The following is a 25,849-nucleotide window of genomic DNA, read 5'->3' on the forward strand; positions in this document are numbered from 1 at the left end:
AGGCAAAGAATTCCTTATCAATGAGTCATGCGAGCAATTACTCTACTTGTGATCTGCTAAGTTCCAAGCGGAGCAGAGTAGGCCTCAGTCTGGGCGGCCGGAATTACTCGATTCCGGCAAACAACTCATTCAGTTCTTCTGTGAGCTGCTTCCGGACAGCGGGCGTGCCGATCTCCTGGCCGTTAATGTGATTCACCGGCGCGATCAAGCGGATGCTCGATATGAGCCAAACGGCGTCGGCATCGAACAGGTCCTGCGGCACCAGCGGACCATAGCCGAGCTCCCACCCTGCAGCCTTCGCGGCGGCGAACAGTGCGCCCTGCGATGTGCCCGGAAGGATTCCACTATCGTGCTGCGGCGTGATGAGCCGGCGAACCGTTCTGACGGAACCGTCGCCGTCGTCGACTGTGTCCAGGTGCGCAAGCAACACGGTGGACGTCGGCCCCTCGAGGACACGACCGTCCGTGGAGGTGAAGATGGCGTCATCGGCACCCTGCTTGTGCGCGTAGCGCAGCGCCGCCATGTTCACGGCGTAGGACAGCGTCTTGGCTCCCAACAGCAGCCACGGCGCACGCTCGCCGGCTTCGGTGTCAAAGCCGCGATCCAGAAGTACGACGTCGATGCCCGTCTCGCGCTGCCGGCGGCTGCCCGCGGGTGAGGGCGAAGCCTGTACCCAGCATGTGGGGCTCGCCGCGCCTTCAATTCCACGGGTGACGATCAGCTTGACGACGACTTCGTCCTCTTCGGGCGTGGGTGCCGGGTAATTACCGCGGAACTCTGTAATCGCCGTGTCAATTGCCCGTCGCCAGGCGTCCTGCTCCGGGATCGCCAAGTCCAAAGCCGCCGCGGAACTGCCCAGACGGTTCAGATGTGCCTGCACTTTGCGTGCGCGTCCCTGGACCGCCAGAAGGGACTCGAAGACGCCGTCGCCACGGGTAGCGCCGAGGTCAGTGGCCATGAGCTGGGGCTGGCTGGAATCGGCAATGCGGCCGTTTTCGAAGGCTGGGTCCAGGAAAACGAGGACCGTGGGGGCAGGAGAAGTCATGCTCCAAGCTTAGTGCGGCCCTCCAAAGGGCCGGGCGGATAGGCTGTGGTTACCGTTAGTTCTTGGACCGTGGGGGTTGTGGAGTGCTTTTTCCTTTTCCGATTGGCCTGGAGTGGACGTGGCTTCTGGGTGCTTGGGCCATTGCGGAAGTCATCATGCGCATCGTTCTGCTGGGCATCATCCCCGGTAACCGTCGCCCCACTACGGCCATGGCCTGGCTTCTGGCTGTTTTCCTGGTCCCGACCGTCGGATTCGTACTCTTCCTGCTTTTTGGAAATTTCCGCTTGTCCAAGCGGCGGCGTCAGCAGCAGGAACAAGTTAATCACCGCGTTCGCTCGGTGACCTCTGACCTGTCCGATCCCGTAAGTACCTATTCGGGCCCGGAGTGGGTGAAGTCCGCAGGTGAGCTGAACCACCGCCTTGGCTCGCTGCCCATGGTTGACGGCAACAAGGTGGAGCTTATTCCTGGTTATGAGGAGTCCATCAAAGCCATGGCCGAGGCCGTGCGGGGAGCTACGGACTATATCAACGCGGAGTTCTACATCATGAGCAGCGACTTCGTGACGGACGAGTTGCTCACCGAACTGGAGAAGGCCGCGGAGCGCGGTGTCACCGTCAGGTTGCTCTTCGACCACATCGGAACGCTGCGCATCAAGGGCTACCGTCGGCTGGTCCGCAGGCTCAAGGCAGGCCAGATCCAATGGAAGCGAATGTTGCCGCTGCTGCCCATCCACGGCCAATGGCGCCGCCCGGACCTCAGGAACCACCGCAAGATTCTGGTCATCGACGGGATCCTGGCGTTCACGGGTTCGCAGAACCTGATTGAACCGTCCTACAACAACCCCAAGCATCGCCGCGCCGGCCGCCAATGGGTGGAGCTCATGGCCCGGCTTGAGGGACCGATTGTGGCCACCCTGAACGTAGTTTTCGCCACGGACTGGCTCAGCGAGACCGACGAGTCTCTCGAAAGCCAGCTTCGTCTTCCCTCCCAACCGTCCCCGGGACGTGTCACGGCCCAGGTGGTCCCGAGCGGGCCGGGGTTCGTCACGGAAAACAACCTTCGCCTGTTCAATACGCTGATCTACTCGGCGCAGCACAGGATCTCCATTTGCAGCCCATACTTCGTGCCTGATGACTCCCTGCTCTATGCGATCACCACTGCGGCTCAGCGTGGCGTTGATGTGGAACTCTTCGTCTCCGAAAAGGGCGACCAATTCCTGGTCCACCACGCCCAACGGTCCTATTACGAGGCTCTCCTCGGAGCAGGTGTCCGCATCTACCTGTACCGCGCTCCATACGTACTCCACGCCAAGCACTTCACCATCGATGACGAGGTTGCGGTTCTCGGCTCCAGCAATATGGACATGCGCTCCTTCTCCCTGAACATGGAGGTTTCGGTGATGCTCCTGGGCGCCGAAACCGTGAACCTCATGCGGGCCGTGGAATCCACGTATCGCGAGGTATCCCGTGAGCTTACGTTGGATGACTGGATGGATAGACCCCCGTTGGCCAAGTATGTGGATAACGTCGCGAGATTGACGGCGACGCTCCAATAGGCTGCTCAGCCTGGGAAGTCAGCCCCCAGCGTCGACAACACGCCAAACGCTTTGGTCCGGATCTCTTCGTACTCGTCATCTGCCACGGAATCTGCAGTAATTGCCCCGCCGACGCCAAGGTTGAGTGTTCGCCCACCGTCGTCGTCCGGATTGACCACCAGGGTACGTATCACGACGGCGAGGTCCGTGGCAGCGTTCAGGGAGAAGTAGCCGATCGCTCCTGAATAGATACCGCGGGGGCCCGCCTCAAGCTGGTCAAGAATGTCCATGGTGCTGATCTTCGGCGCACCGGTCATTGACCCAGCCGGGAAGGCGGCAGCCAAAGCCTCTGCCCGCGGAGCGCCCGGTCGAAGGTGCGCGTCCACGGTGCTGACCATTTGATGGACCGTGGCGTAGCTTTCGATCGCGCACAGCCTGCTGACCGTCACCGAGCCTGGAATCGCGAAGTGGCTCAAGTCATTGCGCAGCAAGTCCACGATCATGATGTTTTCCGCGCGGTCCTTCAGCGAGGTCTCCAGGTCGCGGCGCAGCTCGGCGTCCTCCGTGGGATCGGCGGAACGCCCACGCGTGCCCTTGATCGGCTCGGCGCGCATGCCGCCGTCGGAGAGAATCCGCAGGAAGCGCTCGGGCGAGGTGCTCGCGACAACCAACTCGCCGAACCGAAGGTAACTGGCAAATGGTGCCGGATTGCGGCGGCGCAGCGCACGATAGCTCTGCCACGGATCAAGCCCGCCGGCAGGGGCTTCAAGCATGGTGGTCAAGCAAATCTCGTACGAGTTGCCTTCGCGGATTTCATGCTGGGCGTCGGCGATCTTGCTCTTATAGTCCGTCGCGCTATCCCGGCAGGTAAATTCCGGAGCCGCCCCTTGAGCGGACACGACGGCGGCAGCCGGGGCGGCTGAAGCAGCCCCGACGGCGGTTCGAGCCTCGCGCAGCCACGCATCGGCGTCGGGCGCTTCCAGGGCGAGCAGCCACACAGTGTGCTCGCGATGATCCAACACCACGGCCCGCCCAGCGAAGAGCAGAGCGGCGTCGGGAGTGTCGGGTTGGACGTCGTTGCCACCGGTTTCCCGCTTGAGCTCGTAGCCCAGATAGCCCAGCCAGCCGAGCGTGAACTGGCCATCGTAGCCGCGGGGTGCCCGCACTGCCCGCCGTCCCCAAACAGAATCGAGCCAGCGGAAGAACGGTCCGGAAGTTTCCACCGTGGCTGTTCCGGCGGTCACTTGGGTGATTCCCTGACGGTGCTGGACGGACTGGCCGAACGTGCCGCCGTCGTCCGCCAGAATGCTGAAGCGGCTGCGGGCAGCAGCCTGGGACGTCCCTGAAACTGCGGAAGCGTTGGAGGAATCCAACCAGACAGCATTGGTCGAGGAACCGTAGAGGTCCTGAAACAGCGCCTCGGCATCAGGAACGGCGCTGATCTTTTCAGACCGGAGCTGCAGGCCTCGGCGCGCGCTGAGTTCGGGCGAGAGGATCGCTGCCAGCGACGGCAGGTATCGCATGGCCTGCAGGACATCATCGGGGGCGTTGCCGTCCGCGAGGTTCTGGACCCGGATGTCTGCCGCGCCGATTACCTCGTCAGCTTCCAGCCAAATATCCTCTTGGGCAGCCCAGCTGTCCCAATAAGGTTCGTAGGTATTTCCGTCACGAGCCAAAGCCCGACGACGGCGATCGTCACCGGGGGACTCGACCCACACGATGGCGTCCAGCATGGGCCGTGCCGCGTTCGCTGCGGCTCCAACGCCCTCCACGATCACGATTTCGGCTGGCAACGTTACGTGCAGCGCGCCGTCGTAATGCCGTTCCCAATCCCAGCTGACCCACTCTGCCGCTTCGCCCTGGCTCAAAGGCGTCAGGACCGTCGCGACGTATCTTTCGATGCCCGTGGCAAGGCCGTTCCATCCGGGATAGATGTCTTCCAGATGGAAAAGGGAAACCTTGTGGTGCTCCCGAAGGCGGGCCGCGAGCTCAACGGCCAGCGTGGTCTTTCCCGCGCCGGACCGCCCGTCCACGGCGATGATCACGGGTGCAGGGGTCATGACATAGAGGTTACCTGCTGGTGCTCGCTGGCCTCGTTTCGGGCATCGCTGGTGCTACGTCCGGAGTCTCCTGTTGCCTGTTCTGTAATGGCGGCGCCCACATAGCGCACGATGCCGGGAATAGCGGCTTTGATGAGGGTCCAGGTGTTGTCGAAGTCGGTGTGGCCGCCGTACCAAGGATCCTCGATGCCCAAATCCAGGGAGCTGCGCCCAGCCATCATGGGATCGAAGCTGCGCAGCATCCGGACTTTCGCCAGGGATTCGCGGTCCGGGGCGCCCTCTTGAAGCCAACCGAAATGATCGACGTCCAGTGCCAGGATGAGATCCCGCTCAGCGAACCACTCGCGCCTCCAGTGGCGTGCGACGTGGTCCTCCGAAGCGATGTGGTGGGCGGCCAGTTTGCGGGCTGCCCGGGGATCGATTGGGTGCCCCACCTCGTACCCGGTGGTGCCCGCTGAGTCCACCACTATCAGCTTGCCGAGCCCTTCCGCTTCGAAGGCTTCGGTAAGCATGAGCGCTGCCATGGGCGAGCGGCAGATGTTTCCAGTGCAGACCGTGATGATGCGGTATGGGCTCGTCGTTGAGTACATGCAGCAAGCATGGTTGATGGCACCCCTTTTTGGCTAGGGGCCACTTCACAACGGAGTCACTTTTCCTGTCAAAGCTGTCACAGGGTGTAGGGGGCGGGCGCCGTTTCTGTGGTTGCTGACCCGCCCGACGCTGCTTCGGCAGCCAACGCGGAGGCGGCCAGATAGACGGTGCGTACGACGGCGGCACGTCGCCTTTCGAGGCGGCCGGGGTCGTTCCCGGCCATGAGTCCATCGAGTGCGGGCAGGACGGGGGCGGTATCGCAAAGACTCACGATCGTGATGAGGAGATCGCCGGCATCTTCCCTGGAGATTCCGGGAAGGGCTGCAATGGTGCTGTTGACCTTGGAGGCGCAGTTGGCCATCCGTTTGGGCAGTCCCACAACTTCCGTGCCGCGCTCCAGGCCTTCCCAGAAGAGGAGGCGTGGCGCGGTGGCGTCCTCTTGATGATGATCGAACAGGCGGCCTGCATAGTCCGCCATGGCCGCTGGGCCTTCCCCTTGGATGGGTACTTCATCCATGAGGGAGCTGAGCGCAGCGACGATGACGGCGTCAAAAAGGCCGTTCTTGTTGCCGAAGTACTGGTAGATGCGTTCTTTGTTGACACCGGCTTCTGCGGCGATTCGATCAATCCGGGCCCCGGCAAGTCCTCGGGTGCAAAACTCCGAGGTCGCCGCCTCGAGCAGCAGTGACTTGGTGCGCTCTGTGTCCCATGCCATAAGGACCAGATTACCATTTCCCAACTAAGTAGTTGTAATTGTTGGCGAGTGTGGTTATTGTGAGACCAAGTCAATTGCAACTATCTGGTTGGAGAATGCCATGAACGCTCAAGCTACTGACGAAATTCACCCCGGTGAGGCCACTACACCAGCCCAGCCGCAAGCGCCGTCCGTGCACATGCGGGCGCTCATCACCTGGATCGCGATCTTCCCCCTTGTCTCCATCGGCATGCTGTTGCTTGGGCCGATCATGGAGCCGTGGCACCCCATCCTCCGGGCACTCCTGCTGACTGCCCTTGTGGTTCCGGCAGCAGTCTATTTTGTGGTCCCCCGACTCATGGCCGGCCACGGCGCCCTTAGCCGCAAGGCAGTGGAGCGCGCCGCCCGTAGGTCCGCTTAAAGACCAACTGACTGGCATTTGTCGTTGTTCTCAGCGCTGGGAACAACCACAACTGCCAGTCAGTTGGGTGGGAGGCTGGGACTAAACGCCCCGCAGCTGCTCTACCTGGGCAATGGTCGGGTAAGCGGCCTGGGTGCCCTTCTTCGTGGCGGCCAACGCTGCGGCTACCGAGGCGAAGGAGGCCGCGTCCGTGAGGGAATCGCCGGCAGCCAGTCGTGCCGCGACAGCTCCCGTGAATGCGTCACCCGCACCGGTGGTGTCTACGGCCGAAACGCGGGTAGGGGCAATGCGTGTGATCTGGTCCTGGGTAACCCGGGCCAACGAATCCAGCACAACAGAGCCGTGGGCGCCCAGCGTTACCAGCACGCGCTGCAAACCCCTGTCGGCAAACTGGCTGCGAACAGGTTCCCATGCTTCGGCCTCCGCGTCGGCGTCAGGAATGTCTGCTTCGCGGCCAAGGAACAGTGAGGCCTCGTGCGCATTGACCAGCAGCACGTCGCTCAACCCGGCCAGAACCTCCGGTACCTCCGCGTAAGGCGAAAGGTTCAAGATGACGGTAGCTCCGGCGTCGTGCCCTGCTTGTGCAGCGGCGATGACAGTATCGATCGCCACCTCAAGGCAGAGGCACACCACCGCGGCATTGTTGATTGCGTCCGCTGCACCGCGCACATCCGCCGGGGTTAGAGTCCCGTTTGCCCCGGCCGAAATGATGATGCTGTTCTCGCCGCTGGCATCCACGGAGATGACCGCGACGCCCGTCGCGGCGTCCGAGCGCCGGACGCGGGTGACGTCCACACCGGCGTTGGCGGTCGAATCCAGGAGCATGGTGCCGTTGGGGTCATCGCCCACTGCGCCCACCAGGCTGACCTGGCCGCCGAGCTTGCTGGCCGCCACCGCCTGATTGGCGCTCTTGCCGCCGGGGTTGACGGCGAAACCATTGCCGTGGACCGTCTCGCCGGGCTTGGGAAGGCGGTCGCAGTAGATGGTCAGATCAGCGTTCAGGGACCCGACGACGACGATCCCCGCCGTGGGCGCGCTGGTGTCGGTGCTCATTTGCTTGCCTCGGCTTCGACGACTTCTGCCTCGGCAACTTCTGGAACCTCGGCGACTTCTGCGTCTGCGGGCTTGGGGATCAACAGCGAGGCTGCGAAGGCGGCCAGGGTGATGGCGAGACCCACCACCACAACGGTGAGGTACGACGCCTTGGCGTCGCCCAGTGTGGACGTCGCAACGAGGACCGCAGGCAGGACCAGGAAGCTCAGACCGGCGCCGAGGTTGAAGGCGCCGGCGTTCATTCCGGGGAGGAAGCCGGGGTTGCCTTGGGGCGAGAGGACCACGCCCAGTCCGTTCAGCATGATGTTGACGGTACCGGCGTACATGATGCCCAGCAAGGCCGTGCCCACGATCATCATCGGCAGGTTGTTCAAGCCGAAGAACGCGATGATGGCCAGGGCCACAAGGCTGCCCAGCAGGCCGATGCGAAGGACCTTCGTGTAGCCGAGGACCGGGGCGAGCCTGCCGCTGATCGGGCCGAAGAGCCAACCCAGCAGTGCGTACGGCGTGAGGATCATGAGCGACATCTCGGTGGGGCCCACGCCGAAGCCGGGTTCGGCCGCCTGAACGAACGCCGGGACGATCCCATTGATGACCGCGAAGATACCGGTCATGGTCAGTGTGGTGGTCAAAAGCGGCGCCCACGTGGAACGCTGACGCAGGTGCACGGTTTCCACCATGGGCTGCTTGGTGCGCTTTTCAACAGTCCAGAACGCAAAGAACGCGACGGCGGCAATCAGGATCAGCCCGATGGCCAACGTCAGCGTCCCGGCGTCGAAGGCCGTGGCCAGTTTGGAGCCTTCGTTCAAGGCCGTCAGGAGGGCGCCCACCGCGATCACGATGAAGAATACGCCCAGCCAGTCCATGGTGGTTCCGGCAGCAGGTTTGCTCTCTCCTGCCAGGACGGCGATCAGCACCGTAGCCACCAGAGCCAAGGCAACCATGAGCCAGAAGATGCTGCGGAATCCGAAGTTCTCGGCAAAATAGCCGCCCACGAAGGAGTCGACACCAGCCACGCCACCGTTGACCGCCGTGATGAGGCCCATCAGGGTGCCGTATTTACGCGGATTGCTCACTGCCGAGCGGAGCATGATGAGGCAGAGCGGGACGGTCGGACCGCTGACGCCCTGGATGATGCGGCCTACGAAGAGCCACGTGACATCCGGGGCGAGTGCCGCGATGACCGAACCAACAGCCATCAGGAGCATCATGCCCACAAGGATCTTCTTGCGGCCCACGATGTCGCTGAGGCGGGGGAGGAAGAGGGAGAACAGTGCTGCGGCCGTGAAGAACCAGGTCTGGGACAGGCCGATGGTCGCTTGGTCAGTCTGGAGTTCGTTGCCGATGGTGACCAACGCGGGGCTGAGCATGGAGGCGTTGAGCTGGAAGGCAACACAGGCTGCCAGCAAGGCCTCCATGAGTGCAGTGACATTGCCCTTCGCGGATTTGGTTTCTGTTACGAGGACGGACATTACTTTGCCTCTCCAACTGCGAGGGTGGCTTGCTTGTCGGGGGTTTTCGCACCCGCGGTGGCGTCAGCGGCGCCGTCGAGCGTTGGTTCACCGATCCGTTCGATCGCATCGGTGACAAGATCCCAGAACTTCTTGTGATCCAGATCCGCGGCCACGGACGTGTGGCAGTCCTCCGGGGCGGGTGCGCGGAAGTCGGCCACGGTCATGCCGAGGGTGAGCTTGCCCTGCAGTTCGATGTTCACCGGTACCTTGCGCGTGGTCATCACAGTGGGGTCGATGACGTAGGCCACCGCGCACGGATCGTGGACCGGCGGGAAGTCGAAGCCCTGGGCGTCCTTGTAGGTCTTCTTGAAGAACTCCATCAGTTCCAGCACGAATTTGGCCGGCTTGGTGCCGATTGACGCGATCCGGTTCACTACCTCGTCCGTGGCCAAGGCTTGGTGCGTGAGGTCGAGGCCCACCATCACGACGGGCCACTTTTCGTTGAAGACGATGTGGGCGGCCTCGGGATCGATGATGATGTTGAACTCCGCCACGGCGCTCCAGTTGCCCACGTGATAGCCGCCGCCCATGAGGACAACTTCCTTGACGCGCTCAACGATGCGGGGCTCTTTGCGGGCGGCTATGGCGATGTTGGTCAGACCTGCGGTTGGTACCAAGGTGATAGTGCCCGGCTCGTGTGCCATGACGGTTTCAATGATGACGTCGACGGCGTGGCGCGGGTCGAGTTCGATGGTGGGCTCGGGTTGTTCCGGGCCATCCATGCCTGAATCGCCGTGGATGGTGGGGGCCGTTTCGATGGTGCGGACCAGCGGGCGGTCACAGCCGGCGGCGAACGGAACGCCGGTGATGCCAGCGATTGTGGCTACCGAGAGGGCATTGCGCGTGACTTTTTCGAGGGTCTGGTTGCCCACCACCGTTGTCACTGCAAGCAGCTCGATGTCCGGGTTGCCGTGGGCCAGCAGCAACGCCACTGCGTCGTCATGGCCTGGGTCGCAGTCAAGAATGATCTTCTTGCGTGCTGTCATCGGATTGGGGTCCACGTTTTGTCTCCACGTCATTGGGGCCTGCCAGGTTCTAACCAAAGCAGGGCAGTAAGCATTCATGGGAATTCTGGCACTGCTTCAACGGTTACGTCAAGCGCTTAACGTGAATGACGTTAAGCGCTTGATGCCTTGGGCCCCTTGTTCACACTCCAACAACGCTACGATCGATGCATGGACACCTTGGATCGGCGGAACGCCCGCTCGCCCCGTGTAACGGCTGCGATGGTGGCCGCCCGGGCCGGGGTTTCCACTGCAACCGTTTCCTTGGTGGCCAACGGCAAGACGCAAGGACGCGTATCCGAGGACAACATTTCACGCGTCCGCTCGGCGATCGCCGAACTTGGCTATGTGGTGGACAGCATTGGGAGTTCGCTGGCTCGCGGGGTCAGCTCCATCGTCATCCTCGTGACGCCGGACGTGTCCAACCCGTTTTTCGCCAACGTGATCGCGGGCGTCCGGGAATCCCTTGGCCCGGAATACCAATTGCTGCTCTCGGTGACCGATGCCGGGGAGTCGCCGCAAGCTGAGGATGTCCGCAGGTTGTTGGCACTCCGTCCGGCTGGCTTGTTGGTTGGCGCCCCCAGTGCCGAGTTCCTGGAGGACCTGTCAGCGGCCGGACCGCTTGTGCTCCTCGACGCGCCCGGCCTCGAGTCGTACGCACCATCCGTAAACCTCGACGTCGCCCAAGGTGCGCGTGAGTTGGCCCGTCACCTCGCGGCGTCCGGGCATACCCGCGCCGCCTACATGGACGGGATCACCGGCACCACCACTTTCCACCTCCGCAGGGAAGCCTTCCTTGAAGAAGCAGCCACCTGCGGGCTTTTGGTTGCCGAGGGGCATGTCATCAGTACCGCGATCGACGTCGGTGCTGCCGCTGCCGCGTTCGCCGACGCTTGGCCTATCTGGCAGCGTGAGGGGGTGACCGCCGTCGTATGCGGTACCGATACCCATGCCTATGGCGTGCTGCAGGAAGCGCGTGTGGCAGGCGTCCGGATTCCTGCCGAACTGGCTGTGGCCGGCTTCGATGACCTCCCGTATTCAGCCACCAGCAATCCGAGCCTCACGAGCGTGCACCTGCCGGCCACCCCGCTTGGACGAAGGGCCGGAGAGCAACTCCGCGGGCTCATGGAAGGCCTGGATTTGGAGGAGCCGCACGTGACGCTGGAGAGCTCGCTGGTGGTTCGCGGGTCTACGTCGCCGGGTTAGGCAATAGCGGGCGGAGCTGGTCCTCGGTGACGGGCAGAGACACCGTGAAGTAGACCTGGGGCGCCGTCATATCGCCCCAATCTTCCTTTTTCACCCGCACCACAGACGGAGTCACTTCGGCTATTCGGACCCTCAGCCAGTCGCCGTCGTCGAGCCGTAATTCGTGCGGGTCAGCGAGGTAGCGCAGCCCCAAATCATCGAGAATTTCTTCAGCGCTCAACCAGTCCACAACGTCGGTCCGCGGACGGCCCAATAAGTCCATGGCGACGAAGCCATCATTGACGGGCTTCACCCATCCAACGTGCTCGCCGTCCTCCGCGCGTCGGTGTTCGATCCAGTCCGGTCCCATGCCCTTGACGGTAGCACCGCATCCGCTTGGGGTCGTTCTGGCTAGTGGATGACGGCGAGCAAGATGCCCACGAGGACGAACAGGCAGCCGAAGACACGGTTGAGGACCTTCTGGCCGCGCTCATCATGGGTGAACCGCTGGAAAGAACGTGCTGCCAAAGCGAAGAAGAACCACATGACCATGATGTCGATGAACAGAATCGTGGCGGTTAGCACTGCGTATTGCTGAAGCAGCGGCTGCTCCGGCCTGATGAACTGAGGCATGAAGGCAAGGAAGAACACAATTGCCTTGGGATTCAGCAGGTTCACCCAAATGCCGCGTTGGAACATGGACAGCCCGGACTCGTTCTTGCGGCTGTCGACTTGCTCTTTGTCCAGGTCGGGCTTGTGCAGGAACTGCCGGATGCCCAGGTATACGAGGTAAGCCGCGCCCGCGTACCGGATGATGTTGAAGATCACAGGCGAGTTGGAAACCAGCACGCCAACGCCCAGGGCCACGATGACGATGTGGATAACCAAGGCCAATTGCTGGCCGAGTATGCCCCAGATGGAGCGACGGAATCCGGAATTGAGCGAGTTGCTCATCGTGAAAATGGCACCGGCGCCGGGAGTGAAACTGATCAGGGTGCCGGCACCAACCAGGGCCAGCCAAAGTGAAAACTGCACCATGTCAGCTTATGCCGGTGAGGTGGGTGGTCTGGACGCGTTGCTTCCTGACCTTGTTTGGCCGTCCAGAGTGCCAATTGAAGCCCAAACGGGTTGATTTCAGCGCACCCTGAGCCCAAAGAGGGTCAGGAGGCCGCGGCTTAGGGCAAACTGGTGCCGTGAGCGGAATCCCGTGGGTACTGCACGTTGACCTCGACCAATTCATTGCGGCTGTCGAGGTCCTCCGGCGCCCCGAGCTCGCAGGCAAACCGATCATTGTGGGTGGTCGCGGGGATCCGACGGAACGTGCCGTGGTATCCACGGCATCCTACGAAGCCAGGGCATTCGGCGTCGGCTCCGGAATGCCTCTGCGGATAGCGGCACGCAAAGTACCGGATGCCATCATTCTGCCTGTCGACCAGGACGCCTACCTAGCGGCCTCGCACGTAGTGATGGCCACCTTGCGCGCACAGCCGGGAGCCACGGTTCAGGTGCTCGGTTGGGATGAGGCCTTTGTTGGCATCGAGACCGAGGACCCGGAAGCGTATGCCCGGCAGATCCAAGCTGCCGTCCTGGAACAAACCCAGTTGCACTGCAGCGTGGGCATCGGCGACACGTTGGTCCGGGCAAAGAATGCGACGGATTTCGGTAAACCAGCTGGCATTTTTCGGCTTACCAAAGAGAACTGGCTCGACGTCATGGGCAGTAAGCCCACCAAGGAGCTGTGGGGCGTCGGACCCAAGGTGTCGCAACGGCTGGCAAAGCACCACATCACCACAGTCGCCGAGCTTGCTGCGTCCGATCCCCAGGACTTGGTCCCGGAGTTCGGCCCCAAGATGGGCCCTTGGTATGCGCAGCTCGGACGAGGCGAGGGTGCCAACGAAGTGGACGACACCCCGTGGGTTGCCCGGGCACACGGCCGCGAGACCACGTTCCAGCAGGACCTCACCGAGCCCTCCCAGATCAGCGACGCCATCAAGGAGCTGACAGCGCGGGTCCTTGAAGACGTGGCGGCCGAGGGGCGGCCGGTGGTGGGGCTGACCCTCAAAGTCCGGTACGCCCCGTTCTTCACCAAGACCTACGCAAGGAAGATTCCAGAGACCTTCGATCGGGACGAAGTCCTCGCGCAAGCCTTGGACGTTACGGCGCGGATCGAGCCCGACCGTCCCATCCGGCTTCTGGGACTACGCGCTGAAATGTCGATGCCCGATGACGCCCGAAGAGGACACACCCCCACCCGCAGTGGATGGTGACAGCGGCGCCTGTGTACATGAACGACGGCGGTCGGCCGGCTACCAGCGCGGGTGGATCGCTTCGCGGAAATACCGATCATAGATGTCCTGGACCCCAGCGGTGAGCCCTGAACCTACGGACTGCATCGCTCCCGCCTCAGCGTTTGCATGTGCCTGTACTGAAGAACGGGCACCGGGGATGACCGTGCTGACGCCGTCCTGGGCGATCACCCAGGCGAGGGCCGCTTGGGCGGTGCTGACGCCGTCGGGCACTAATGCACTGAACTCTTGGGCGGCTTTCACACCGGTGGCGAAATCGACGCCCGAGAAGGTCTCGCCGACGTCGAACGAGGACCCGTCGCGGTTGTAGTTGCGGTGGTCGTTCTCGGGGAACTCGGTTTCCGGCGTGTACTTTCCGGACAGCAGCCCGGAGGCCAGCGGCACTCTGGCGATGATGCCAACCCCGGCCCTCTTTGCTGCCGGGAGGACTTCATCGAGCGGCTTGAGCCGGAACGCGTTCAGGATGATCTGCACGGACGCAGTATTCCCGCGGTTGATGGCTTCAAGGGCTTCGTCGGTCCGCTCGACACTGACGCCGTAGTTGCGGATAACGCCTTCGCTGACCAAGGTGTCCAAGGCGTCGTACACCTCATCCCGCGTGTAGACGGCGGTGGGCGGGCAATGCAATTGGACGAGGTCCAGAGTGTCCTGCTGCAGGTTCCGCCGCGAACGGTCAGTCCACGCGCGGAAGTTGGCGAGGGTGTAGTTTTCGGGCACCTGGTCCACGCGCCGGCCCATCTTGGTTGCAACCGTCAATTCCAACCCGGGGTTGGCGCGAAGGAAGCGTCCGATCAGCTGCTCGCTTCGCCCATCGCCGTAGACATCGGCTGTGTCGAAGAAAGTGACGCCACCGTCAACCGAGGCTTCCAGGACGGCAACTGCGTCTTCCTCGGTTACATCGCCCCAGTCCGCTCCGAGTTGCCACGTGCCTAGTCCAACGGTGGACACTGACCGGCCGGTCTTACCAAGTATGCGTTGTTCCATGGATTCGACTATATGGGGTCAATGCAGATGCCGGGCGCGGTTCTACAGTTGTGGGGCGACCGGCCGGTGAGCTACGGGTGCAACCGGAGGTTGCTCAAGATCCAGCCCACCACGGCGCCAACGGTCACGACTACCAATGGAAGAGAGGACACAGCTGCCATCTTGCGCCGAAAGTCTGTTGAGAGGAAAGCGCCTGCCTTCGAACTGGATATATGCTCGAACTCTCCTTCATAGACCTGCCGAATAATTCTCTCGACACCCTCTACAACTTGCTCGTTGATCTTCTTGTAGTTTCGGCGTCTCCGGCCCGAAAAGCGGCCGGAAATCTTCCGAATGGTGCGGTTATCATCCGGAATCCCCAACTGTCGGGCTGATTCGAGGAAAACTCGTCCTGACGATGAGATGTTCCTTTTGTCTTGGGCTGATGAATGAGGGGCGTAAACGCGAGCCTGGCTTGCCAGGCGCAGCCCGGCTTGCAAGAGGCGCCGTTTCGGAGACAAGCGTTGTGGTGCAAGAAAAGCAATAAGAGTACAAAGAGCCCCAAAACCAACAGCAAACCCGACACAATAGCTGAAACCGATCCAGGTCTGAAGCAGTTCGAGTTTCCGAAAGAGCGCGAGCGCTGGGACGAAGAAGGAAAGAGTCCCAAATCCCCAAGCGCATAGTCCCGCGGCTGTAGACGTGTTTGCCTTCAGATCCAGGATGAGCTCCCGCTGATCACGAACGATTCTTGGCAAGCACCCCGCTGTAGGTTTTGCCCATCGCAACTTCAACCTTGGGTAGAACCGCCATGGATCGCTCGTGGATGCGTCACGGAGGAAGACGTTCCGCACGAATAGCACCGTAAATCCGAGCAGGCCGGCCGTCGCGGACAGGGCGACCAAGATCGTGGCGATTGCCCAGAGGATTTGGGACTCGAGGGAAGACAATGATCGCTCCTTCGGTATTGGTTCGTAGATGTCTTTGTGTGGGACATCTTTGGTTTTCTATTCGAGGCAAACCTAAGACGAGGCGCCGACATTATGGAGCAGGAGGTGCGTCGTGGCCCTCTCTTTGGAAGCGCCCGAGATTGAGTGAAACCCCTACCGGTTGATATTGTCGGCCTATCGGAACAAAGAGGGTCAGGAAGCTCCCGACGAGTCCATTCGCGCCACTTTCCCCATCAAGTACCGCCGCTCCTGCAGGCTGCCCGTTTTCTTGGCGGCGGCGAGGTAGGCGGCACGCGCTTCCCTATATGAGCCCGCCATCTCGTATAGGTGGCCCCGCACCGCATCCAGGCGATGCGACTTCCCGATCGCTGAATCCAGCCCCGCGAGCAGCTCAAGCCCAGCGGCTGGCCCATTCACCATGGCCACAGCCACGGCGCGATTCAGCGTCACCACAGGACTGGGCGCTACGGCTCCAAGGACCGTGTAGAGGGCGAGGATCTGCGGCCAGTCGGTTTCGGCATCAGACCGAGCCTCCGCATGCACGGCAGCGATCGCGGCCTGGAGTTGGTACGGCCCAGCCGCGCCACGTCCAAGCACGGAAGACAGGAGTGCGATGCCTTCCTCTATCTGCCCGCGGCTCCATAAACTCCGATCCTGTTCGGACAGCGGCACGGGCATCCCGTCAGCCAGGGTGCGCGCGGCACGACGGGAGTCCGTCAGCAGCATCAGAGCGAGCAAACCGGTGGCCTCGAGCTCTCCAGGCGCGGCGCTCACCAGCAGGCGTGCCAACCGGATCGCTTCGGTGGTGAGGTCTTCGCGTTGCAGCGAGTCGCCCGAGCTTGCCGCGTAGCCTTCGTTGAAGATCAGGTACAGGACGTGAAGTACGACGCCGAGCCTCGCCTTCCGCTCGGACTCCGGCGGCATGTCGAACCGGGCGCCTGCCTTCTGGATCCCTTGTTTCGCACGGCTGATGCGCTGGCCCATGGTCGCCTCGGGGACGAGGAAAGCAGAGGCGATTTCCGCCGTCGTGAGCCCTCCTACGGCCCGGAGCGTCAAGGCGAGTTGCGACGGTGCGCTGATCGAAGGGTGGCAACACAGGAACATCAGGGTCAGGGTGTCGTCGGCTTCGGACACGGTGCTGTCCTGGAAGTTGACCTCCATTGAGGCGACGCGTTCTTCCCGGGCACGCCGTGCGCTTTCACTGCGCCACACATCAACCAGCCGGCGCGATGCGACAGCCAGCAGCCATCCTTTGGGATTTGCAGGCAGCCCGGATGGCCATTGGAGTGCGGCCTCAATGAGTGCTTCCTGCACGGCATCCTCGCAGGCGTCGAACTGTCCGTGGTTGCGGGCCAGCACGCCGAGGACCTGCGGCGCCAAGGTGCGCAGCAGGTCCTCAATGTCGCGTGGGGGAACCTCGCGTGGGAGAACGGCCAAACTAGACCTCCGGGGGACCGTCCGGGATAGCGCGCAGCTCCACCACCTGCGAGTACTTGACGATGCTCGAGCAGATTTCCACGGCGCGTTCCTCCCTGGCCACGTCCACCACCCAGTACCCGATCAGCGATTCCTTGGATTCGACGTACGGGCCGTCGGTGGTGATGATGCCGTCCGGGGTTTGCTTGACGAGCTTCGCTGTGCCGGGATCGGCCAAGCCTGCATTAAAGACGAGTTCACCGGAATCGCGGAGATCCTTGTCGATCTGGATCATGAACCCGATCATTTCCTTGATCCACTCCGGATCGGCGGTTTCCATCATGCCCTCGGCGGACCCGAACATCATGATCATGTATTTCATCTCAAACTCCTTATGAAGTGGCGCCCTGTTTGGGTGCTTTCACTCATGGGTCGGAACTGCGGGGCGCTTTTCTACATGGTTCGGCAAAGTTTTTTTTGGAAAGTTCCTTCACGTGCAACCTAGGCCCGGGCGATCACCTCGCCGTTGGGAATCAGGAAGTAGCCATCGTCCGTGGCTCCCCAGCGGTGCCAGCCCGCAGCGATCCGGGCGAGATCGGCCTCATTGGCGAACCCGTACTCGAGGGCTTGCTCGGCAAAGGCGGAGTGAAGGACACGCTCACTCCACACGCGCGACTGCCACGCCCGCTGTTGAGCCGTGGCATAGAGCCAGTTGCTGCTGCTGGGCGCCACCTGGGCGAAGCCTGCCTGCTGTGCCCACGAGACCAATCGACGGCCGGCATCCGGTTCGGCACCGTTGCGCCGTGCGATCTTCTGGTAGAGCTCCATCCAGTCGTCGAGCTCGGGGACTTCCGGGTACCAGCTCATGCCGTGGAAATCGGCGTCGCGGACTGCCACGATCGCGCCCGGTTTTGCCACGCGGCGCATCTCACGCAGGGCGGCGACGGGATCAGTAAGGTGCTGCAGGACTTGATGGGCATGGACGAGATCGAAGGTCTCGTCCTCAAACTCGAGATCGTAGATATTGCCCGTGCGGAACTCTACGTTGTTCACGCCACGGTCCTTCGCCAGTTCCGTTGCCTGGGCGACGATGTCCGCCGAGCGGTCCAGGCCGATGACCTGAGCTGGCGCGACCAGCCCCGCGAAATCGCACGTGATGCTGCCTGGTCCGCACCCGACGTCGAGGACCGACGTCCCCGGGGTGAGATGCGGAATGACAAACGCGGCCGAATTCTCGGCCGTCCGTGAGGCGTGGGCCCGGACAACCGACTCGTGGTGCCCGTGGGTGTAGACATCTTCAGGCTGCTGCGCGTTCATAGGGAAACGCTACAACTTCGATCATGGATTTAGGCGGAACGCGGTTAGTTGCCGTTCTCCGCGGTTTCCGTGCGGGCCGCTATGGTGGCCTCGATCATGTCGGACATGAAGCGTCGGACCACATCCAGTTCGTCAGCACTGTACGCGCCCATGGCCTGGCCCATGCGGACGGCCAGCGGCATGAACATGGCACTTCCATCCCGGTATGCCTTCGGCGTCATGACCAACTGGATCTGGCGCCGGTCCGTGCCGACGCGTTCGCGCACTACGTGTCCCGACGCGTGGAGGCGGTCCACCAGTGCGGTGGTGGCGGGGGAACTCAGCCGTAGTTCATTGCGCAGGATGCCAGGGGTGACAACTCGACCGGCGGCAGAATGTCGCATGATCACTGCAAGGGCGTTGAGATCCGTCCGGTGCATGTCGTTCCGGCCGCCGGCTGCGTCGACATAGTGGTTGGCTTCCAGAGTGAAGTCCTGAAGGAGCCGCACCAAGTCCTGGGGTGCCGCTGTTTCCGGGCGTTCGCCACCGGGGTGCGGGCCTGAAGCTGCAGCCATCCTGCCCTCCCGATTGCGTTGGTAATTACTGCCCTGTCGGATATTACTCCCAGCCCAACAGGAACCAGGCATCAGTAAAATGGTTCACTCTTGGAATAGTTCCATTGTAGAGATATTCTGTGGTGGAATAAAGGCTTCCCCACGTCTCGGAAGAAGGACTCATGAACCCGCAGAAGGTACCTTTCTGGCTTCGTTGGCTGGTGCCTGTGGCGCTTGTCATCACGTGGCTTGGCATTGCCGGCATTGGCGGCCCAACGTTCGGGCGGTTGGACGAGGTCTCCTCCAATGACCAGGCTTCGTTCCTCCCGGCAGGTGCCGAAGCGACGGAAGCAGCCAACTGGCAGGCGAAGTTCCGGGACTCCAAGGAGATCCCTGCAGTGGTCATTGTCGAGAACGGGACTGCTTTCAGCCTGGCCCAGCTCAGCGAAGCAGCCCAGCTGAAAGCTGACATTGAGGCACTCAAACTGGGGGACGCCGTCGTCGGGCCTCTTCCCTCGGAGGACGGCAAAGCGGTCCAATTCATTGTGCCAATAGCGTCTTCGGATGAACTGCGCGACAAGATCCAGGAGCTCCGGGACCTCGTTCAGCCGGGTGCCCCGGAGGGAATGCGAGCGTTTGTCACGGGTCCCGCGGGCCTGACCGCTGATCTCGTGAACGCGTTCGGTGGCATCGACGGAATCCTCCTCCTCGTGGCGCTTGGCGCCGTGTTTGTCATTCTGCTGCTCGTGTACCGCTCGTTCGTGCTGCCTCTGGCGGTCCTCCTGACATCGGTTTTTGCGCTTTGCGCCGCGATTCTCATGGTGTTCGCGATGGCCAAACTGGGCTGGATCCAGCTGAACGGCCAGAGCCAAGGCATCCTGTCCATCCTGGTGATTGGCGCGGCCACCGACTATGCGCTGCTGTATGTGGCCCGATTCCGCGAGGCACTGACCCACACCACCAACCGTACGAGGGCGGTACTCACGGCATGGAAGGCCTCCTTCGAGCCGATCCTGGCGTCCGGCGCGACCGTCATCATCGCCCTGCTCTGCCTGCTCTTCTCCGACCTGAACTCCAACAAGGCGCTTGGCCCCGTGGCAGCTGCCGGAATTCTTTGCTCGCTCTTCGCCGCACTTACCCTCCTGCCAGCGCTCATGGCCCTGCTGGGCCGCGCCGCCTTCTGGCCTTTCCGTCCCAAGCTCCTGCCCGACGACGAACGCGAACCCGAGCTGGTTACTGGACTTGAAGGACAAAAGGGTCTGTGGCGCGCAACTGCGTCCCTGGTTTCCCGCCGGCCGCGCGCCGTATGGGTGACTTCGGTCCTGCTGCTCCTCGTGGCCTCGGCAGGCGTCCTTCAATTGAAGGCCAACGGTGTCCCACAAACGGACGTCATCCTCTCAGCCTCCGACGCCGTGGACGGCCAGGACGCGCTGGCGCGGCATTTCGATGCCGGCAGCGGCAGCCCCGCCGTCGTGGTCGCCTCCGAAGGTGCCGCGCAGGAAGTGCTGGACAAGGTCAAAGCGGCCGACGGCGTGGGGGACGCCTATCTCCTGGCTGACGGAAATGTGCCGATCACCGGCGCCCCGGGCACTCCGACCGATCCCGCCGTCCGTGAGGGCAAGGTGCTGATCAATGCGACACTCGACTCTGCCGCCGACTCGATTCAAGCTGAAGAAACAGTTAAGTCCTTGCGGGTGGCAGTAAAAGAGGCCGACGCCGGCGCCCTGGTCGGTGGGGTCACAGCCACTGCGTTGGACACCAACACCACCGCACAGCGCGACTTGGTGGTCATCATCCCCATCGTCCTGGTAGTCATCCTCTTCATCCTGATGCTCTTGCTGCGCTCCGTTGTGGCGCCTGTGCTGCTGGTGTTGTCCGTGGTCCTGTCCTATGCGGCAGCAATGGGTGTTTCAGCGTGGGTGTTCAACGGCGTCTTCGGATTCTCAGGTGCCGATGCCACGGTTCCCCTCTTCGGGTTCGTCTTCCTGGTGGCACTGGGCGTGGACTACAACATCTTCCTGATGAGCAGGGTGCGTGAGGAATCGTTGAAGCATGGGACGCGACCCGGAATCCTGCGGGGTTTGGGCGTTACGGGTGGTGTGATTACATCCGCGGGTGTTGTGTTGGCTGCAACCTTCGCCGCGCTCGGAGTCATTCCCATCATGTTCCTGGTGCAGTTGGCGTTCATCGTGGCCTTCGGGGTGCTGCTGGATACAATTCTGGTCCGCTCACTACTGGTGCCGGCGCTCGCGTACGACATCGGACACCGGATTTGGTGGCCAGGGAAGCCAGGCCGCCGGGCTGATGCAGTGGAGCGTCCTCGTGAGGAGGAGCGAACGGCGGTGGGGCGGTAGTTCGTCATTCGGCCGCGACGACGTAGCCCACGCCTCCGTCCACGGTGACTCGTTGGCCCGTCTTGAGCAGCCGCGTAGCGTTGCCGGTTCCGACGACGGCGGGTATCCCGTATTCCCGGGCAACCAGCGACGCATGGGCGGCGAGGGTTCCGCCGTCGGTGACCACCGCGGCGGCCCGAGCGAAAAGGGGCGTCCAGGCCGGTGCCGTGGATCGCGCTACGAGTATCTCGCCCTGGAGGAAGCTGTCGAATTCCTCCAGGTCTGACATAACCCGCACCCTGCCCGTGGCGCGTCCCGTGCTGGCCGGGTGGCCGACGATTGCGCCGGAGGGTATCTTGTGGGTTGTCCTGGCTGCCTCCACTGCGCTCGCCACGGGATCAGCTCCAAACCTGCCGGGTTCGCCAATGATGAGTGGTGCGTCCAGACGACGTTGCATCTGCCACGTTGCACGGCGGCTTCTTACTAGCTCCCTTTCGTCCGCCGAGGCGTTCATCACCTCACTCAGGTGGAGGAAATGGATGTCCTGTGGGTCCTGGATGGCTCCTGCGGCGGCGAGGTTTTCTCCCAGCCGTTGGGCGCAACGACGCAAGACCGGCCATCCCAAGGTGAGGTAAAGGGACTGTTCTTCCCGTAGGGCGGCGTAGTACTGGGCCATCGTCAGGAGGGAATCAAAGCTGGTGAGGGCCCTCGGACTATCAAGCAGCACTTCCCTTGCCGCTGCCTCCGCTGCTTTCCGCTGTGCGTCAAGCGCCTCCTGGCCTGCGGTGGTTGAATGCGTTTGAGGGCTTCGGATGCCGGCCTCGCCGGAGGTCGGGTGGTACCAGTCCAGGGAGTAAACGGCCGATCCCGGAGGTGTCGCGCTGCTGCCTGTGAGGCCGCGGAGGAGTGCCTGATGGCCGAGCAGCCCTGCGGGTTTGTCGCTCAAGGGAGCGGCTAGGTGCTTTTGCCAGAACCTGGCCAGGGCCGCTTCGATTTTCCAAGCAGATCCGCCGACCACGGCCAGTGACCAGAGGTAGATTCCCGCCTGCTGGGCGATGGCATTCACAAGCTCGATGAGCCTTGCCGGGGATGCGGTGTCCACTTCCTGCTCGGCACTGCGCACGAGTTCCCGATAGTCGGGCAGCAGCTGGTGTCGCCATTTCAGTTCCAGCCCATGGAGAACAGCGCGGTGCGCCGCAGCCGGATTGCGGGAGACCCGGAGAAGGACGTTGAAAAGGAACCATGGCAGGCGACCACGGCTTCGAACTATCAAAGGCGCCACAATCCTTGGGGACGGAATCGGCGGGGCGTTGTAGTACCAGCCGTTGACGGAGCCGTAACGAAACGGCACCCGCACCTGAATATCGTCCTCCATGCCGTCGAGATACCCGGCCTCGATCCGGGGCAGAAGCCAGTCCTCGAACAGCGGCGTCATGGGATCTGGTAGCCATTCACCGAGCCTGAAGTTCCGTGCCCATAGGCCTTCGCCCGGAGCCGTCCAAGCTGCTGGGGTGGGAAGCGCCGTCATCGGGCGGGCCTGAAGAAGGAATAGGGCACCGTCGTGGTCCAGCGCCCACTCGATGTCTTGCGGCACTCCCGCTCGTTCGTGGATCCGACGGGCCAGCGCCGCTACTTGCCGTGCTTGGTCCGAGGTGAGGATGTTGCCGTCCCTGTTGCACGTGGCGTCGCTGGCGCGGACTGTCCATTGCTCTCCGACTGCTTCACCGGACACCAGCGACTCCCCAAGACCCGCGACGGCAGTGACAATGGTTTCGTCGAGGTCGCCGGTCAGTGGGTTGGCAGTAAAGGCAACGCCGGCGGCATGGGGCTGGACCATCTGTTGAACGAGTACCGCCATGGAAGGGCTTGCCGCATCGCCGCGGGCCGCTGCTCCGAGAGCAGTCTCATACGCTGCAACTCGTTGCTCCGCAGCGGAGGCAAAGCATTGCCGCACAGCATGCTCGAGGTCATCCTGCTCAACGTTCAGAAAGGTTTCGTAGAGACCTGCATAAGAAGCGCCGTCGAGGTCCTCGGCGGCGGAAGAGGACCTGACAGCGTACGGCCCCGGGCCTATCCTGCCGGCAGCAACTTTCAGAGCGCCCGCGAGGTTATTGCCGAGTTGCCCCACCACCTCCGACGTGACGACGAACCCCGCTGGCACCTTGAAACCCTCTGCCGTGAGCTCGGAAAGAGTGGCTGCTTTGCTGCCCAACACCGCCCGGTCTGCGCTCGCAGAGCCAAGCTGCGGAAACTCGCTCATAGCCACGGCTCTCCCTCTTCGCAGACACTTCCGGTTTCAGACAGTGGCGGTTTTAGATAGTCGCGGAGCGTCTTTCGATCATTATGGTGTCGCGCCATTGCCCCGCGAGTGGGCCAAGAGGCATACGGGCGATCCGATTCCGTCGGCCGACAACTGTAAAGCCCTCCGCGACATGCAGCCGGATGCTCGCTTCATTCTCGGGAAATACGCTGGCCTGGATCGTCCAGATTCCTGCTTCTTCAGTGGAGGTGATCAGCGCGCGGAGAAGGGCCTTGCCTACACCCAAACCACGGGCTTCCCCGGCCACGTAAATGGAATGCTCCACGACGCCCGCGTACGCTGCACGCGAGGAGATCGCGGATACGGCTGCCCAACCGAGGATCCGGCCTTCTGCTTCCGCGACCAACCGGTGATCCTTGAGTCTTGTAGCGTCGAATTGCTCCCACTCAGGAGCAGCGGGCTCGAACGTGGCATTCCCGGACTCGATGCCTTCAGTGAAGATTTCCCTGACAACCGGCCAATCGGGCGGGGTCATTTTGCGGGTCTGGACCTCGCTGTTGCGCATTGACGGGATGTTGGGTGTGGTCTCCCTTGTCCCTGTTGTCTCGCTTCTCACAGGGTCTCCAGCAGGCCGGAAGTCCGCTCAATGGCACCCGGGACCAAGGAGTAGTACGCCCATGTGCCCCGCTTTTCGCGGTGCAGAAGGCCGGCATCCACCAGGATCTTCAAGTGGTGTGAGACCGTTGGCTGGCCGAGGTCCAAGGGCTCGGTGAGATCGCAGACGCACGCTTCGCCGCCGTCCGCGCTCTTGACGATGGACAACAGGCGGAGGCGGTTGGGATCAGCGAGTGCCTTAAACACAGAGGCGCGGACCTGGGCTTCATAAGCATCGAGGGAGGGCTGGGCTGAAGGCTCGCAGCAAGCTTCATCGCCAGCACTTGCCGGCCTATCCACAGCTGGGAGTTCGTCCGCGTGTAGCAGTTGAAGGGTTTGCGGTGAGTCCATACATCAATTATGCACATAGATTGACAATCATCGATATAGATGCTGATACTTATATCGAACTTCATCAATCTAATGCCTTGGCTGTTGCCGGGCAGAATCCCAGGAGCCTAGTGAGCACGACGCAGACCACAGCCCGCAAGCCTGAGGGCGGCGCCGCCGTCGTAGGACGGCTTTCGGCAGTGGACCGTTTGCTGCCGGTGTGGATCATCGCCGCCATGGCGCTCGGCCTGCTTTTGGGAGGTCTCGTCCCGGGCCTCAATTCGTGGTTGGAAGCGGTGAAGGTTGGCGACGTGTCCTTGCCAATTGCCGTTGGGCTATTGGTCATGATGTATCCGGTTCTCGCGAAGGTGCGGTACGACCAAGCAGGCAGCGTGCTGACGGATCGTCGGCTGATGGTTACCTCCTTGGTTATCAACTGGTTTTTGGCCCCAGCGTTCATGTTCGGGTTGGCATGGATTTTCCTTCCTGACCTGCCCGAATACCGCACGGGACTCATCATCGTCGGCTTGGCCCGCTGTATCGCCATGGTGATGATCTGGAACGAGCTCGCCTGCGGTGATCGCGAATCGGCTGCCGTGCTGGTATTCGTTAACTCGGTGTTCCAAGTGATCGCATTCGGAGGCCTTGGCTGGTTCTACCTCCAGTGGCTTCCGGCGCTCCTGGGCCTGCCCACCACCAGCGCGAACTTCTCTTTCTTGGCGATCACGGCATCGGTAGTGGTCTTCCTGGGCATTCCACTGCTAGCTGGCTTCCTCACCCGGTGGCTGGGTGAACGGGCGAAGGGCCGTGACTGGTACGAGGCCTACATGCTTCCAAGGATCGGGCCCTGGGCGCTGTACGGGTTGTTGTTCACCATCACGCTGCTTTTCGCCATGCAGGGTGGAACCATCATGGCCCGGCCCCTGGATGTCCTCCGGATCGCGCTGCCACTGCTGGTCTACTTCCTCGTGGTGTTCGGGGCGGGAATCGCGATAGGCAAATGGCTGAACCTCGGTTACGCCAAAACCGTCACACTCGCCTTCACTGCCGCCGGCAATAACTTTGAATTGGCCATCGCAGTGGCCATTGGAACTTTCGGGGTCACATCGGGTCAGGCACTTGCCGGCGTCGTTGGGCCCTTGATTGAAGTACCAGTCCTTGTTGCACTTGTGTATGTAGCCCTCTGGGCGCGCAAGCGCTATTTCACCCCCGCGATGATCGCTGCCCCACCCTTGGAGGAGAAGCATGACCACTGAAGCCAACAAGAAGCCCTCCGTCCTGTTCGTCTGCGTCCACAATGCCGGCCGATCCCAGATGGCTGCCGCGTTCCTGACCACTCTTGCCAAGGGCGAGATCGAGGTCCGCTCCGCCGGTTCCCAGCCCGCCGACAAGGTCAACCCGGCCGCCGTCGAGGCCATGGCTGAACTGGGCATCGACATGTCCGCCGAAATCCCGAAGGTACTCACCACCGAAGCCGTCAAGGAATCCGACGTCGTCATCACCATGGGCTGCGGTGATGAATGCCCGTATTTCCCCGGCAAGCGGTATGAAGACTGGGTCCTGGAAGATCCAGCTGGCCAGGGTGTTGACGCGGTCCGGCCTATTCGGGATGAAATAAAGACACGTATCGAGGGCCTGATCGACTCCCTCATCCCTGCCTCCAGGTAATCCGGCTTCCCCCATAG

Annotated in this window: 25 protein-coding genes; 7 read left to right on the forward strand and 18 right to left on the reverse strand. The window is 62.3% G+C overall.

Annotation, left to right across the window (positions count from 1 at the left end):
• Positions 1-103: 103 nt before the first annotated feature.
• Positions 104-1,045 (reverse strand): aminodeoxychorismate lyase, encoded by a 942-nt coding sequence (locus tag AB4Z15_RS02875; protein WP_442015976.1) that lies wholly within the window; start codon positions 1,043-1,045, stop codon positions 104-106.
• 83 nt (positions 1,046-1,128) lie between these two features.
• Here AB4Z15_RS02875 and cls point away from each other — a divergent pair, with 83 nt between their 5' ends.
• Entirely contained in the window at positions 1,129-2,601 is a 1,473-nt protein-coding gene (gene cls / locus AB4Z15_RS02880; RefSeq protein ID WP_442015977.1) for a cardiolipin synthase, read from the forward strand.
• Positions 2,602-2,606: 5 nt separating this feature from the next.
• On the opposite strand, the gene pabB is transcribed toward cls, so the two are convergent.
• From pabB to AB4Z15_RS02895, 3 genes are all read right to left on the reverse strand, one after another.
• Positions 2,607-4,640, reverse strand: coding sequence for an aminodeoxychorismate synthase component I (pabB, locus tag AB4Z15_RS02885; RefSeq protein WP_442015978.1), 2,034 nt, complete (start codon positions 4,638-4,640; stop codon positions 2,607-2,609).
• Positions 4,637-5,230 carry a low molecular weight protein-tyrosine-phosphatase gene (locus AB4Z15_RS02890; protein WP_442015979.1) on the reverse strand — a complete coding sequence of 198 codons (594 nt, stop codon included), beginning with the start codon at positions 5,228-5,230 and terminating at the stop codon, positions 4,637-4,639. Before AB4Z15_RS02890 ends, pabB begins: the two co-directional genes overlap by 4 nt.
• Positions 5,231-5,307: 77 nt before the next feature.
• Entirely contained in the window at positions 5,308-5,946 is a 639-nt protein-coding gene (locus tag AB4Z15_RS02895) for a TetR/AcrR family transcriptional regulator (protein WP_442015980.1), read from the reverse strand.
• A gap of 100 nt (positions 5,947-6,046) precedes the next feature.
• Between AB4Z15_RS02895 and AB4Z15_RS02900 the strand changes: the two genes are divergently transcribed.
• Complete coding sequence (locus AB4Z15_RS02900; protein WP_442015981.1) at positions 6,047-6,346, forward strand: hypothetical protein; 300 nt, start codon at positions 6,047-6,049, stop codon at positions 6,344-6,346.
• 81 nt (positions 6,347-6,427) lie between these two features.
• On the opposite strand, the gene AB4Z15_RS02905 is transcribed toward AB4Z15_RS02900, so the two are convergent.
• The 3 genes from AB4Z15_RS02905 to uriH are packed head-to-tail and all read right to left on the reverse strand — an operon-like array spanning position 6,428 to position 9,932.
• On the reverse strand, positions 6,428-7,399 hold the full coding sequence (locus tag AB4Z15_RS02905; protein WP_442015982.1) for a ribokinase: 972 nt from the start codon (positions 7,397-7,399) through the stop codon (positions 6,428-6,430).
• Positions 7,396-8,871 (reverse strand): uridine transporter UriT, encoded by a 1,476-nt coding sequence (gene uriT / locus AB4Z15_RS02910; protein ID WP_442015983.1) that lies wholly within the window; start codon positions 8,869-8,871, stop codon positions 7,396-7,398. Before uriT ends, AB4Z15_RS02905 begins: the two co-directional genes overlap by 4 nt.
• Positions 8,871-9,932 carry a uridine-preferring nucleoside hydrolase UriH gene (gene uriH / locus AB4Z15_RS02915; RefSeq protein ID WP_442015984.1) on the reverse strand — a complete coding sequence of 354 codons (1,062 nt, stop codon included), beginning with the start codon at positions 9,930-9,932 and terminating at the stop codon, positions 8,871-8,873. Before uriH ends, uriT begins: the two co-directional genes overlap by 1 nt.
• Positions 9,933-10,088: 156 nt before the next feature.
• Here uriH and AB4Z15_RS02920 point away from each other — a divergent pair, with 156 nt between their 5' ends.
• Positions 10,089-11,123: a LacI family DNA-binding transcriptional regulator gene (locus AB4Z15_RS02920; protein ID WP_442015985.1), complete on the forward strand. Its 1,035-nt coding sequence runs from the start codon at positions 10,089-10,091 to the stop codon at positions 11,121-11,123.
• Here AB4Z15_RS02920 and AB4Z15_RS02925 read toward each other — a convergent pair.
• Both AB4Z15_RS02925 and AB4Z15_RS02930 read right to left on the reverse strand, forming a co-directional pair.
• The gene (locus AB4Z15_RS02925) at positions 11,107-11,472 is read right to left on the reverse strand and encodes a hypothetical protein (RefSeq protein WP_442015986.1); all 366 of its coding nucleotides are present in this window, start codon (positions 11,470-11,472) and stop codon (positions 11,107-11,109) included. The genes AB4Z15_RS02920 and AB4Z15_RS02925 overlap by 17 nt on opposite strands.
• Before the next feature lie 41 nt (positions 11,473-11,513).
• Positions 11,514-12,140, reverse strand: coding sequence for a LysE family transporter (locus AB4Z15_RS02930; protein WP_442015987.1), 627 nt, complete (start codon positions 12,138-12,140; stop codon positions 11,514-11,516).
• Between the two features lie 155 nt (positions 12,141-12,295).
• Between AB4Z15_RS02930 and AB4Z15_RS02935 the strand changes: the two genes are divergently transcribed.
• Complete coding sequence (locus AB4Z15_RS02935) at positions 12,296-13,369, forward strand: DNA polymerase IV (RefSeq protein WP_442015988.1); 1,074 nt, start codon at positions 12,296-12,298, stop codon at positions 13,367-13,369.
• Positions 13,370-13,408: 39 nt separating this feature from the next.
• Here the strand turns inward: AB4Z15_RS02935 and AB4Z15_RS02940 are convergent, their stop codons facing one another.
• From AB4Z15_RS02940 to AB4Z15_RS02965, 6 genes are all read right to left on the reverse strand, one after another.
• Positions 13,409-14,392 carry an aldo/keto reductase gene (locus AB4Z15_RS02940; protein WP_442015989.1) on the reverse strand — a complete coding sequence of 328 codons (984 nt, stop codon included), beginning with the start codon at positions 14,390-14,392 and terminating at the stop codon, positions 13,409-13,411.
• Positions 14,393-14,463: 71 nt separating this feature from the next.
• Entirely contained in the window at positions 14,464-15,321 is an 858-nt protein-coding gene (locus AB4Z15_RS02945) for a hypothetical protein (RefSeq protein ID WP_442015990.1), read from the reverse strand.
• Positions 15,322-15,513: 192 nt separating this feature from the next.
• A complete protein-coding gene (locus AB4Z15_RS02950) occupies positions 15,514-16,758 on the reverse strand; it encodes an RNA polymerase sigma factor (RefSeq protein ID WP_442015991.1) in 1,245 nt (414 codons plus the stop codon).
• Position 16,759: 1 nt separating this feature from the next.
• Positions 16,760-17,119 (reverse strand): YciI family protein, encoded by a 360-nt coding sequence (locus tag AB4Z15_RS02955; protein WP_442015992.1) that lies wholly within the window; start codon positions 17,117-17,119, stop codon positions 16,760-16,762.
• A gap of 119 nt (positions 17,120-17,238) precedes the next feature.
• Positions 17,239-18,054: a methyltransferase domain-containing protein gene (locus AB4Z15_RS02960; RefSeq protein WP_442003368.1), complete on the reverse strand. Its 816-nt coding sequence runs from the start codon at positions 18,052-18,054 to the stop codon at positions 17,239-17,241.
• Between the two features lie 44 nt (positions 18,055-18,098).
• A complete protein-coding gene (locus AB4Z15_RS02965; protein WP_442015993.1) occupies positions 18,099-18,608 on the reverse strand; it encodes a MarR family winged helix-turn-helix transcriptional regulator in 510 nt (169 codons plus the stop codon).
• Positions 18,609-18,769: 161 nt separating this feature from the next.
• Here AB4Z15_RS02965 and AB4Z15_RS02970 point away from each other — a divergent pair, with 161 nt between their 5' ends.
• Complete coding sequence (locus AB4Z15_RS02970; protein WP_442015994.1) at positions 18,770-20,941, forward strand: MMPL family transporter; 2,172 nt, start codon at positions 18,770-18,772, stop codon at positions 20,939-20,941.
• A gap of 4 nt (positions 20,942-20,945) precedes the next feature.
• Here AB4Z15_RS02970 and AB4Z15_RS02975 read toward each other — a convergent pair whose 3' ends face one another.
• The 3 genes from AB4Z15_RS02975 to AB4Z15_RS02985 all read right to left on the reverse strand — a co-directional run bounded on the left by AB4Z15_RS02975 (position 20,946) and on the right by AB4Z15_RS02985 (position 24,185).
• A complete protein-coding gene (locus tag AB4Z15_RS02975; RefSeq protein WP_442015995.1) occupies positions 20,946-23,180 on the reverse strand; it encodes a PEP/pyruvate-binding domain-containing protein in 2,235 nt (744 codons plus the stop codon).
• Positions 23,181-23,232: 52 nt separating this feature from the next.
• Positions 23,233-23,715, reverse strand: coding sequence for a GNAT family N-acetyltransferase (locus tag AB4Z15_RS02980; RefSeq protein ID WP_442003409.1), 483 nt, complete (start codon positions 23,713-23,715; stop codon positions 23,233-23,235).
• A gap of 77 nt (positions 23,716-23,792) precedes the next feature.
• A complete protein-coding gene (locus tag AB4Z15_RS02985) occupies positions 23,793-24,185 on the reverse strand; it encodes an ArsR/SmtB family transcription factor (protein WP_442015996.1) in 393 nt (130 codons plus the stop codon).
• Between the two features lie 110 nt (positions 24,186-24,295).
• On the opposite strand from AB4Z15_RS02985, the gene arsB reads away from it, so the two are divergent.
• Together arsB and AB4Z15_RS02995 are read left to right on the forward strand one after the other, a co-directional pair.
• A complete protein-coding gene (gene arsB, locus AB4Z15_RS02990) occupies positions 24,296-25,420 on the forward strand; it encodes an ACR3 family arsenite efflux transporter (RefSeq protein ID WP_442015997.1) in 1,125 nt (374 codons plus the stop codon).
• A complete protein-coding gene (locus AB4Z15_RS02995; protein ID WP_442015998.1) occupies positions 25,410-25,832 on the forward strand; it encodes an arsenate reductase ArsC in 423 nt (140 codons plus the stop codon). Before arsB ends, AB4Z15_RS02995 begins: the two co-directional genes overlap by 11 nt.
• The last annotated feature ends 17 nt before the right edge of the window (positions 25,833-25,849 follow it).

Origin of the sequence: Paenarthrobacter sp. 2TAF44 (assembly GCF_052114885.1) — a bacterium.
Classification (GTDB): Bacteria; Actinomycetota; Actinomycetes; order Actinomycetales; family Micrococcaceae; genus Arthrobacter.